At 60.4% G+C, this 10,430-nt stretch carries 9 protein-coding genes and 1 pseudogene; 1 reads left to right on the top strand and 9 read right to left on the bottom strand.

The features are described 5' to 3' along the window. Positions 1-161 (bottom strand): annotated as a pseudogene (locus tag CKW15_RS18740) (IS256 family transposase); the annotation flags it as partial. A 459-nt stretch (positions 162-620) separates the two neighbouring features. On the opposite strand from CKW15_RS18740, the gene CKW15_RS18735 reads away from it, so the two are divergent. Continuing rightward, complete coding sequence (locus tag CKW15_RS18735; RefSeq protein ID WP_095057495.1) at positions 621-971, top strand: DUF6124 family protein; 351 nt, start codon at positions 621-623, stop codon at positions 969-971. Positions 972-1,098: 127 nt separating this feature from the next. Here the strand turns inward: CKW15_RS18735 and CKW15_RS18730 are convergent, their stop codons facing one another. From CKW15_RS18730 to CKW15_RS18695, 8 genes are all read right to left on the bottom strand, one after another. Then, complete coding sequence (locus CKW15_RS18730; RefSeq protein ID WP_095057496.1) at positions 1,099-1,728, bottom strand: glutathione S-transferase; 630 nt, start codon at positions 1,726-1,728, stop codon at positions 1,099-1,101. Positions 1,729-1,784: 56 nt separating this feature from the next. Then, complete coding sequence (locus tag CKW15_RS18725; RefSeq protein ID WP_095057497.1) at positions 1,785-1,964, bottom strand: hypothetical protein; 180 nt, start codon at positions 1,962-1,964, stop codon at positions 1,785-1,787. Next, positions 1,961-3,091 carry a PepSY domain-containing protein gene (locus CKW15_RS18720; RefSeq protein ID WP_095057505.1) on the bottom strand — a complete coding sequence of 377 codons (1,131 nt, stop codon included), beginning with the start codon at positions 3,089-3,091 and terminating at the stop codon, positions 1,961-1,963. The genes CKW15_RS18725 and CKW15_RS18720 overlap by 4 nt, the downstream gene beginning before the upstream one ends. Before the next feature lie 72 nt (positions 3,092-3,163). Then, complete coding sequence (locus CKW15_RS18715) at positions 3,164-5,599, bottom strand: TonB-dependent siderophore receptor (RefSeq protein ID WP_095057498.1); 2,436 nt, start codon at positions 5,597-5,599, stop codon at positions 3,164-3,166. 259 nt (positions 5,600-5,858) lie between these two features. Next, the gene (locus tag CKW15_RS18710; RefSeq protein ID WP_095057499.1) at positions 5,859-6,830 is read right to left on the bottom strand and encodes a FecR domain-containing protein; all 972 of its coding nucleotides are present in this window, start codon (positions 6,828-6,830) and stop codon (positions 5,859-5,861) included. Then, positions 6,827-7,345 (bottom strand): RNA polymerase sigma factor, encoded by a 519-nt coding sequence (locus tag CKW15_RS18705; protein ID WP_095057500.1) that lies wholly within the window; start codon positions 7,343-7,345, stop codon positions 6,827-6,829. The genes CKW15_RS18710 and CKW15_RS18705 overlap by 4 nt, the downstream gene beginning before the upstream one ends. A 268-nt stretch (positions 7,346-7,613) precedes the next feature. After that, the gene (locus tag CKW15_RS18700; protein ID WP_095057501.1) at positions 7,614-8,321 is read right to left on the bottom strand and encodes a PolC-type DNA polymerase III; all 708 of its coding nucleotides are present in this window, start codon (positions 8,319-8,321) and stop codon (positions 7,614-7,616) included. Next, positions 8,318-10,258, bottom strand: a complete 1,941-nt coding sequence (locus tag CKW15_RS18695; RefSeq protein ID WP_177408790.1) for a putative nucleotidyltransferase substrate binding domain-containing protein — start codon at positions 10,256-10,258, stop codon at positions 8,318-8,320. Before CKW15_RS18695 ends, CKW15_RS18700 begins: the two co-directional genes overlap by 4 nt. Positions 10,259-10,430: the final 172 nt, after the last annotated feature.

Below are 10,430 nucleotides of genomic sequence, written 5' to 3'. Positions count from 1 at the left end.
CCAAGCTCAGCACTGAGGGCTCGCTCGATCAAAGCCTTCTTGAACGCCGCAGAGGCGTCCTCAATGGCTTCAGCGGTCATCGGTCCATCGGTGAATTGCTCGAGCAGCTCTTTCGGGATTTTCGGTAGTTCTCGCAACGCGGGTTTCTTTTTGGTTGGCATACATGCACCTCTTACTCATGTTATGCCCGAACACAAAATTTCTGACACCCCCCGGCGGCCCTCTGTTCACGGCTGAAGTGGAGGGGCCGCACAGGTAACTTCGCTCGTCGAAAGTAAGTTTTCCCACAGAAAAAACTCGCCTCCTACAGAGCCAATCCCTTCCTTTTGCAGGACGCTTCCTAGATTATTTCGCACGCTTGCGCCGACAGATTTGCGTGCCTAGTCTTCGTCCGTCACTGCTCATCAGTGATCGGGTTTAGTAGCCCGCATCAATAGGCGCAAAGCGTTTCATGCTCATGCCCGGCAACTTTGCCGGTACTGAATATGGCGGCTGTGCGTGGGGCATCTTCGGGTGCACCGGGTTTCCTATTGACCGGCCTACTAACCTGCGCACAGCTGCCACCTATCGTTTAGTAGGCGAGAAGTGTCCGCTCCTACGCAGCAATAGGAGAAACACCGATGAAACGGCCAGTCCCCGATCCACCTTCCCATTCAACCGAAAACGACGAACTGTGCAGAGACCGCTCCGCACTCTACCGGGCAATCGATTTCTACCTGACCGGCGAACAACCCTCGGCACCGGATGAACTCCGGTTCTACAACGTCAGCAATGACGTGAGCTTCGAAGACACCCAACTCTACGTCGCCGACCTCCTGCGCTGCGCCTCGGTCACGGCCTATCAGTGCGGCGACCACCTCAAAGGCGCAGACAGGGCCATGGTATTTTCTATCTGGCATTTGCTGGAAATCGCCAAGGCCATGGTTGATCGGTCGATTGATTGCTTGGGGATGAAGCAAACGCGGGACTGATTCGATGAGTTGGTTTTCTTTGATAGTGCTTGTGGATGGCTGAACTCCGTTCAAGGTCCGGATGGCAGGACCTTGAGCATCGGAGTTTTTTCAGCGCTTGCCTACTATCAGAACTGCTAGGGTCGCTTCAAACTTTCGGCATCGTCGCGATCATCGATGGCCGCTGACTGACCTCGAAATACCAGGCCGCCAGCTGCGGATTCGCCGTGCGCCAGTCCAGATCCGGATGGCGCAGGTCTACGTAACCCAGGGCACACGCCACGCTGATGGCGGCCACGTCGAAGTGGCTGGTCAGCTCGGCAATCGCGTCTTTTTCCAGCAACGCCAGGGCGCGGCGGATTTTGTCGCGCTGGCCGTCGAGGTACGCGTCCCAGTGTTTTTCCGGGGCGCGCAGGACGACTTCGTAGCGCACCAGCACGGCGGCATCCATGATCCCGTCGGCCAGGGAGGCCAGGTTAAGACGGCGCCAGCGGGCCGAACCTTCGCGGGGGATCAGCGGGTTGCCGACGTGCTGATGGTCGAGGTAATCGAGGATCACCCGGCTGTCGTGAATGATGTTGCCATCGGCCAGACGCAGCGCGGGGATTTTGCTCAGCGGGTTGTCATTGATCAGCGTCAGGTCCGGATCGACCGGCGTGAGCACGCAGTTCTGCAACGCCACGCGGTCCTGTTGACCGGTCTCGTGCAGCATCACCATGACTTTGCGGACGAAGGGGGAAAGGGGGTTGTGGTACAGGGTCATGCTCGGGGCGGACATGGCAGCGTCTCGATCGGTGGGCATTGTCGGGCAGCATAGCGCGTTCCTACAAAAAATCAGCGGCGTTGCAGGAGGCCGCGCAGGCCCAGGATGGCCGGGATGCCAAGCCCCACCCAGCTCAGCGCATCCCACACACCATCGCCCAACAATGCGGCAAACAACCCCGCCGCGCTGAACAGGGCGATGACAGTGGGGGTGGCGAAGACCTTCCAGAAATTTGACTGCCGGCGCTTCATGCCACGCTCTCCGCTTTTTCCAGCACCGGTTTCGTGGCCCTGCGGCGCACCACCCACAGGTAAACCCCGCTGCCGAGCACGATGATGGTCAGCACATCGAGGGTCGCCCAGAGTATCTGCATCGGCATGCCGCCGTAGTCACCGAAGTGCAACGGCTGCGACATGCCCATGACGTCCATGTACCACGGGCGCTCGACCACGGCGGTGACTTGCAGGGTGCTGGCATCGATCAGTACCGGCGTCAGCAGGTGCGAGGTCAGGTGCGTGCTGCCCTTCATGAACACCGCGTAATGGTGCTCGCTGGAAAAACGCGTGCCGGGGAAGGCGATGAAGTCCGGCTGCATACCCGGCGCGACTTCCCTGGCGATGTCGAGCAAACGGGTGGCGGGCGCCAGTTCTGTGAGCGGCGGTGCATCGCGATAGGGCGCGATCATCGCGGTCAGTGTGTCGTTGCGCCATGCGGCAATCAGCAAGTCCGCGCAGGCACTGACGACACCGGTCACGCCGACCACCAGCGCCCACGTCAGCGTCACGACACCGATCAGGTTGTGCAGATCGAGCCAGCGCAGGCGGGTGGATTTGTCCTGCCGCACGGTGGCGAATTTCAAGCGGCGCATGAACGGCAGGTACAGCACGGTGCCGGAGACAATCGCGACGACGAACAGAATCCCCATGAACGCCAGCAGCAACTTGCCCGGCAATCCGGCGAACATGTCCACGTGCAGACGCAGCATCACCATCATGAAGCCGCCGTTGGCCGAGGGCATCTCCAGCGCTTCGCCGGTACGGGCGTCGAGCATGAAGGTGTGGGACGAATTCGGTTCGGTACCCGCGGTGGGTGCCATGATTGCGATGGCGGCGTTGGGTTCGTCCTTTTCATAACCGAAGTACTGCACGACTTCGCCAGGACGATGTTTTTCCGCAGCCTGCACCAATTGCTGCAGGTTCAACTGCGGGGTGTCTGCCGGCATGACTTTCAACTCGGCGGCATCGCCCAGCAAATGGTCGATCTCGTGGTGGAAGATCAACGGCAGGCCGGTCAATGCCAGCATCAGCAGAAACACGGTACAGATCAGGCTGGTCCAGGTGTGGACAGCGGACCAGCGGCGAATTGTTTTACTTTTCATTTCATAGCCTTCAGAAAAACCAAAGCCGTCCACGAAGGACGGCCTGGTCATTGGGTGCGTCAGGTCAAGCGGTTACCACTTGTAGCCGATGCTGGCCATGACGTTGCGACGGTCGCCGTAATAGCAGTAGAAGCCGTCACAGGTCGAAATGTATTCCTTGTCGAATACGTTGTTGGCATTGACGCTGACACTGACGCCCTTGAGCACATTGTCCAGGCGACCGAGGTCGTAATGGACGGCCGCATCATAGACGGTATAGGAATCGCTATGGCCATCTGATGGATCGCGCACGTAGGCCATGCTGCCGATCGCGATGTTGTCGGTTTCGCCGACATATCGCACACCAAAGCCGATACCGAAGCCATCCAGAACACCTGTGTGCCAGGTGTAGTCAGCCCAGGCAGCGGCCTGGTTTTCCGGGGTCAGTGGCAGCGGACGGTTTTTGTCCAGCGGATCGGTGACTTTGGTCATCTTGCTGTTGGCGTAGGTGTACGAAGCGGTCAGCTTCAGGTTCTCGTTGACGTTACCGGTCGCTTCCAGCTCGAAGCCACGCACCTTGGCCTCACCCAATGGACGAGACACGCCCAGGGTGTCACTGAGTACGATGTCCTTGCGGGTCAGGTCATAGGCCGCTGCCGTGAACAGCATGTCGGTGCCTGGCGGCTGGTACTTGATACCCACTTCGTATTGCTTGCCGGTTCCAGGGCTGAACGCCTCGCCATTAGCGCCACCGGCTTCCGCCTGGAAGGATTCGGCGTACGAGATGTAAGGGGTGAAGCCAGAATCGAACACATAGCTGATGGCCGCGTTGCCGCTGAAGTTGCTGTCGTTGCGGGTGTCCTTGGCGTCGTTCATGTTGTAGAACGTCGAATCCGTATGCAGCCAGTCCTGACGACCGCCCAGGGTCAGGCGCCAGTTATCGAGGGCCATCTGGTCTTGAGCGTACAGGCCGGTGTCATGGGTCTTCTGGTTGTAATCGTTGTAAGCGGTGTATTTGACGTTGGTGAAGTCCTGACCGTAGATCGGGTGGGTGATGTTGCTGGGTGGCGCATTGCCGTACAGCCATTTGTAGTTGGTGTTGACGCGTTGGTGGTCCAGCCCCAGCAGCACGGTGTGCTTGATGACACCGGTGTCGAAATCAGCCTGGAAATTGTTATCCACCGCGAATTGGCTGAGGTCTTCGTCGACGACGTTGGCACCACGGGCCACGGTGCCGTCATCGCTGACCGAGCCGTAGTAGCCGCCCGAGGTGATGCTCTGGAAGGACAGATCGCTCTTGGTGTAGCGCAGGTTCTGACGGAACTGCCAGACGTCGTTCATCCGATGCTCAAAGGCATAGCCCAACGCGTAATAGGTCTTGTCGTAGAACTCCCATTCCGGATCGCCGAGGTTCTTGTGGTACTTCACTTCACCGGCAGGCGAGGACAGTTTGGTGCCTTGCAACGGAAGGAACTGGCTGGTGGAGCCCGTATCGTCACGGTTGTACTGGCTGAGGAATGTCAGCGTGGTATCGGGATCGATGTTCCAGGTCAGGCTGGGCGCGATGTTGTAGCGCTTGTCGTCGATGTGTTCGATGGAGGTGTTGCTATCGCGAACCACACCGCTGACACGGTACAAAAAACGCCCTTCGTCATCGACCGGGCCGGTGCTGTCAAAGCTGACCTGCTTGCGTTCGTAGCTGCCGACCTGCAATTGCACTTCATTGCTGGCCAAGGCATCAGGGCGACGGCTGACCATGTCGATCAAGCCACCAGGCGGCGTCTGGCCGTACAGCGAGGACGCAGGGCCACGCAGCAGGGCGACGCGCTCAAGGTCCCAGGTTTCCATTTTCGGCATGGTGTAGGTGCCCTTTGGCAGCGGCAAACCATCGAGGAACTGGGTAGGCTCAAAGCCACGCACCTTCAGCCATTCGGCGCGGCTATCGCTGCCGTAGCTGCTGGCAATGACGCCGGGCATGTAACGCACGGCGTCATCCAGATTCTGTACGGCACGGTCTTGCATCTGTTCGCGGGTGGCGACCGAGATTGAACGCGGCGCTTCGGCCAGTGCGGTATCGGTCTTGGTCCCGGCAGCGGTGCGCTTGGCCAGATAGCCTTGCACCGGGCCCCAAGCGCTTTCAGCGTCTTCCACGCCGATCACGCTGGTCGCCGGCAGCGCCATCACGCCCTCGGGTACCGCCGCCAGGCTGTAGGTGCCGGCGCTGCTTTGTTCCAGTTGCAGACCGGTGCCACGCAGGGCTTCGCGCAGGGCGCCCGCCGCGTCGAACTGGCCGTTGACCGGGGCCGAGGTCTTGCCCGCCGCCAGCGACGGATTCAACGACAGCGCCAGACCGGCCTGGCTTGCAATCTGATTCAGGGTGCTGGCCAGTGGCGCGGCGGGCAAGTTGTAGGCACGAACGCTGGATGCCTGTTCAGCGGCGATCAGTTGGCTGCTGGCCAAAGGGGTGCAAAAGGCAATGGCAAGCGCCAGCAAACTGGGGCGCAACAAGGTGTCTAGCGAGCGGGACATACAGCGGCTCCTGAAAGGGAATACTTCTCAATTGCCTAAGTGCCGAACGAAAATCAAAAAGTGATAGGGCTGGATGAAAATAATTTAGATTCAGGAAGTGCGTTTGTATCTATCGGCCCTTTTGTGGCGAGGGAGCTTGCTCCCGCTCGACTGCGCAGCAGTCGTCACATCAGTGAGTACGGACTAACTGGAAAGTGCATGGGGGCGCTTCGCACCCCAGCGGGAGCAAGCTCCCTCGCCACGGGGTTAACGGGATGATTCAGTGTTTGGAGTCGGCCTTCACCACCGTCACCCACCATTGCGTGTGCTGTTCGATTTTCACCGGCAAGGTCGGCAGCAGCGCATTGAGCGCCAGGTCGGTATCGCGCAGCGGGAAACTGCCGGTAATCCGCAGGTCAGCGACTTCCGGTGCAACCCCCAGATACCCTCGTCGGTAGCGGCCGATTTCATGAATCAGGTCTTCCAGGCGTGCGTTGTCCACCACCAGCATGCCGCGGGTCCAGGCATCGGCACCGAGGTTGACGGCCAGGATCGGCCCCAGGCCATTGCTGCGGATCAGCACTTGCTGGCCCTCGCGCAGGATCTGTTCTTCAGGACTGGATTGCGGATGAGCCGCCACCGCCGACTGCAACACACTCAGACGCGTGCCTTCTTCCTCACGCTTGACCAGGAACCGCGTACCCAGTGCGCGCATGCTGCCTTCGCGGGTTTCGACGATGAAGGGCCGGGGGTCGCCATGACCGGTTTCGATAAGGATTTCGCCTTCCTGAAGGATGATCAGGCGCTGCTTCTCATCGAAACGTACGTCCACGGCGCTGTGGGTATTGAGGTTGATCACGGTGCCGTCGGCCAGGCGAAGGGTGCGCTGTTCGCCGGTCGCGGTGCGCTGGTCGGCCAGCCAATAATCGACCGGCAGATACCGTTCGCCAGCGAACAACGCCAGGCCGATCACTGCGACGACACTGGCCAATCCGTTACCGAGTTTGCGCACGCGCCGACGAATGCCTTCGCGCGATTGCAGCAGGGCGGTACGGGCCGGGCCGCTGGCAACGCTGAAGCGCTGGTCGAGCATGCCCAACTGGCGCCAGGCGCGGGCGTGTTCTTCGTGGGCGGCGTGCCATTGGGTGAACGCTTCGCGCTCCGCCGGGTTGCCGGAGTCCAGGGACAACTGCCAGGCAATCGCGGCGTCCAGTACCTGCGCCGACACCGGTTTGGAACTGACCGGGCTCATGTCGGCTCACCGTACAGCGCGATGTAGCACTGGCGAATGCCTTGGGCCAGGTACTGACGAACCCGCGGCACCGACACGCCCAAACGCTCGGCAATTTCCGCATGGCCCAGGCCATCGAGACGGTTGTAGAGAAACGCCGCCCGCGCCTTGCTGGAGAGCTTGCCGAGCAGGCGGTCGATGTTTTTCAGGTCTTCGAGGATCATCTGCTGTTCTTCCACCGACGGCTGTTCGGCTTCGGGGATCAGCATCAGTTCGGTGAGGTAGGCCTGTTCCAGTGCGGCGCGACGGAAGTAATCGAACAGCAAGCCCTTGGCAATCGACACCAGGAAGGCCCGCGGCTCGCGAGGCAGCTTCAACTCCTCACGACCCAACAAGCGCACGAAAGTGTCCTGGCTCAGGTCTTCGGCCCGTTGTGGGCAAGCGACGTTGCGCCGAAGCCACGCCAGTAGCCAACTGCGATGGTCGCGATACAACGCACCGACGAGCTCACTTTGAGGGCTAGGGACTGACGACACGCAGCATCACCGACTGGGAAGTGTTAACTAACGAGAATTGTTCGCGATTGTGTCAGAGGCGAGGGCGGGAAGCAATTGGCGCTGGTCGGGTGATTGGCGCGGCTTATTAGGAGTGCACCAACCTGTGGCGAGGGGGCTTGCCCCCGTTGGGTTGCGAAGCGACCCTCTCCGTTTCTCCTGCCAGTTTGCAGCTACTGGTTTGACGACTGCTTCGCAGTCGAGCGGGGGCAAGCCCCCTCGCCACAGTTAACGCTAATGCGAACTGAGTCTAAAAGGACGGCGCCTGCTGCCGCCGTTTCCATTGGCTCAAGCGCTGTTGCAGGTTTAACGGGCTATGAATCTGCTGCTGCCGCGCCCGGCTGAACAGGATCAGCGCCAGTTCCGCAGTGGCCAGCGCATCGGCACTGGCGTGGTGGCGCTCGAAAACCTCCAGCTTGAACCAGTCGATCCAGTCGTCCAGCCCGGCCTCGCGAATGTGTGCCTGAGGGCACAGCAGCGGGGCCATATCCGCCACATCCAGAAACGGGTGCTGCAACTTGTAGCCCAGATGATCTTTCAATGCGCGCCCGAGCATGTGTTGATCGAACGGCGCATGAAAGGCCAGCACCGGGCTGTCACCGATGTACTCCATCAGATCGAGCAACGCCTCGGCCGGATCGCTGCCCGCCGCAATGGCACTGGGGCCGAGACCATGGATCAGCACGCTGGGGCCGAGTTTGACTTCAGCGCATTGCAAGGTGCGCTCGAACTGCTGGCTGAAATCAATCGCGCCGTCCTCGATCACCACCGCACCGATGGACAGCACCCGATCCTTGTTCATGTTGAGCCCGGTGGTTTCCAGGTCGAGCACGACCCAGCGTTGCTCACGCAGGCTGCATTCGCCAAGGGCAGTAGCATCGGGCAAGCGATCAAGCCGTTGCTGCACCTCGGCGGGCAGGGTTGGGCTGGTTGGGCGCAGCCATGCAAACAGGCTCATAGCTGATACCGCAGGCTCAGGCTGCTTTGCAGGCGTTGGGCCTGACGCAGGGACTCACGCAGGATGCGTCGATCCAGATGATTGAGGCTGTCAGGATCGACCCGATTGGAGTAGGGAAAATTCTCCCGGGTCTGTAGTTGATGTTGCTGCATGCGCGTTTGCTGAATGAAGTGATAAGCCTCTTCGTACGCCGCGCCATCCAGTGGGTCGATCACCTCGTTGGCGATCAACTGACGAAAACGCTCCAGCGTGTTGTTCGCTTCGATGCCATGGGCGAGGGCCAGTACCCGGGCGCCGTCGACAAAAGGGGCCAGGCCCTGGGTCTTCAGGTCCAGCGTGGCTTTCTCGCCATTTTTGCGCGCCAGCACAAAATCACGGAAACGCCCTACAGGCGGGCGATTGCGCAGCGCATTCTCGGCCATCATCCGCTGGAACAAACGGTTGTCGCCGACCTGATCGAGAATGCCCCGCCGCAACTGTTCGCAACTCTGTTCGCTGCCCCAGACCACGCGCAAATCGAAATAGATGCTGGAGCCCAGCAGATTCTCCGGCGTCGCCTCGCGGATAAACGCCGAAAAGCGTCGCGCCCATTCCGCACGGGACAGGCACAGCTCGGGGTTGCCGGCCATGATGTTGCCCTTGCACAGGGTGAAACCGCACAGCGCCAGGCTCTGGTTGATCTGCTGGGCGATGGGCAGCAACTTGCCGCGAATCTCTGCCGCATGGGCCGCGTCCCGGGCTTCGAACAGAATGCCGTTGTCCTGGTCGGTGTGCAGCGTCTGTTCGCGCCGGCCTTCGCTGCCGAAACACAGCCAACTGAACGGCACGCCGGGGTCGCCTTTCTCGGCGAGGGTCAGTTCGATCACCCGGCACACGGTGTGATCGTTGAGCAGGGTGATGATGTGCGTGATCTGGGTCGAAGACGCACCGTGCGCCAGCATGCGCTCGACCAGCTGGCCGATTTCGCCACGCATCGCCACCAGGTTTTCCACCCGGGGCGCATTGCGGATGGTCCGCGCCAGGTGCACGAGATCGACCCGTTGCAGGGAAAACAGATCGCGCTCCGACACCACGCCGCACAGGCGCTGATCCTTGACCAGGCAGACGTGGGCGATGTGGCGCTCGGTCATGGCAATCGCGGCATCGAAGGCGCTGTGATCCGGCGACAGGTAAAAGGGCGCGGGGGTCATGAACCGCTCGATGGCTTCGTTGAAGTCACTGCTGCCATTGGCCACGGCCTGGCGCAGGTCGCGCAGGGTGAAAATCCCCAGGGGTGCTTTGTGTTCGTCGACGGCCACGATGCTGCCGACCTGCTGTTCATGCATCAGCGTCACGGCCTCGCGCAGCGGCGTGAGCGGGCTGCAAGTCACCGGATGACGCATGGCCAGCTCACCCAATCGGGTGTTGAGCGAATACTGGGTGCCGAGGGTTTCCACGGCTTTTTGCTGGACCTGCTGATTGACCTGGTCCAGCAAACTGCTGACGCAACGCAGGGCAAAGTTGCGAAAGGTGTCCGAGAGTGAAAACATGCGGATGAACGCGGGTTTGTTCAGTTGCAGGCAAAACGTGTCTTCGCCGGCCAGGTGCTCGGTGCGAGTCGCCCGTTCACCGAGCAACGCCGCTAGAGGGAAGCACTCGCCGGTGGTGATTTCGAACACCGTTTCAGTGCCACCCTTGGCCGTGTGCGGACGTTCGCCCACCACCCGGCCTTGCTTGACGATATAGAAGTGTTCAACCGGACCGTCGGCGGGCTTGATGATGCTCTCGCCGGGGGCATAGAAACGCAGCTGACATTGCTCCACCAGAAACGCCAGGTGAGCCTGTTCCATCTGATTGAAAGGCGGGAAGCGCTGAAGAAATTGCAACGTACCCTGGATGTTCTGCAACACCGCGGTTTTCCCTGCCTGTGTGAAGGCGTCCGCTTTACTCATAACCATTACCGCAGTCGTTGTTTGAATTGTTGTGGTCGGATGTCTCAGACATGGTCGACCCCTGCGGCCGGAGTGCCCATTGGACGTAAGTCTAGGTAGGCAATCATTGTGGTGGAATGTCGGAAGAACCTTACACAACTGTACGAAAAACCTCTCTGTCCCCCTATTGGAAAAATAT

Source organism: Pseudomonas sp. Irchel s3b5, assembly GCF_900187435.1.
Lineage (GTDB): Bacteria > Pseudomonadota > Gammaproteobacteria > Pseudomonadales > Pseudomonadaceae > Aquipseudomonas.
The sequence above is the reverse complement of the archived record's forward strand: the minus strand, read 5'-3'. Positions and strand labels throughout refer to the sequence as shown.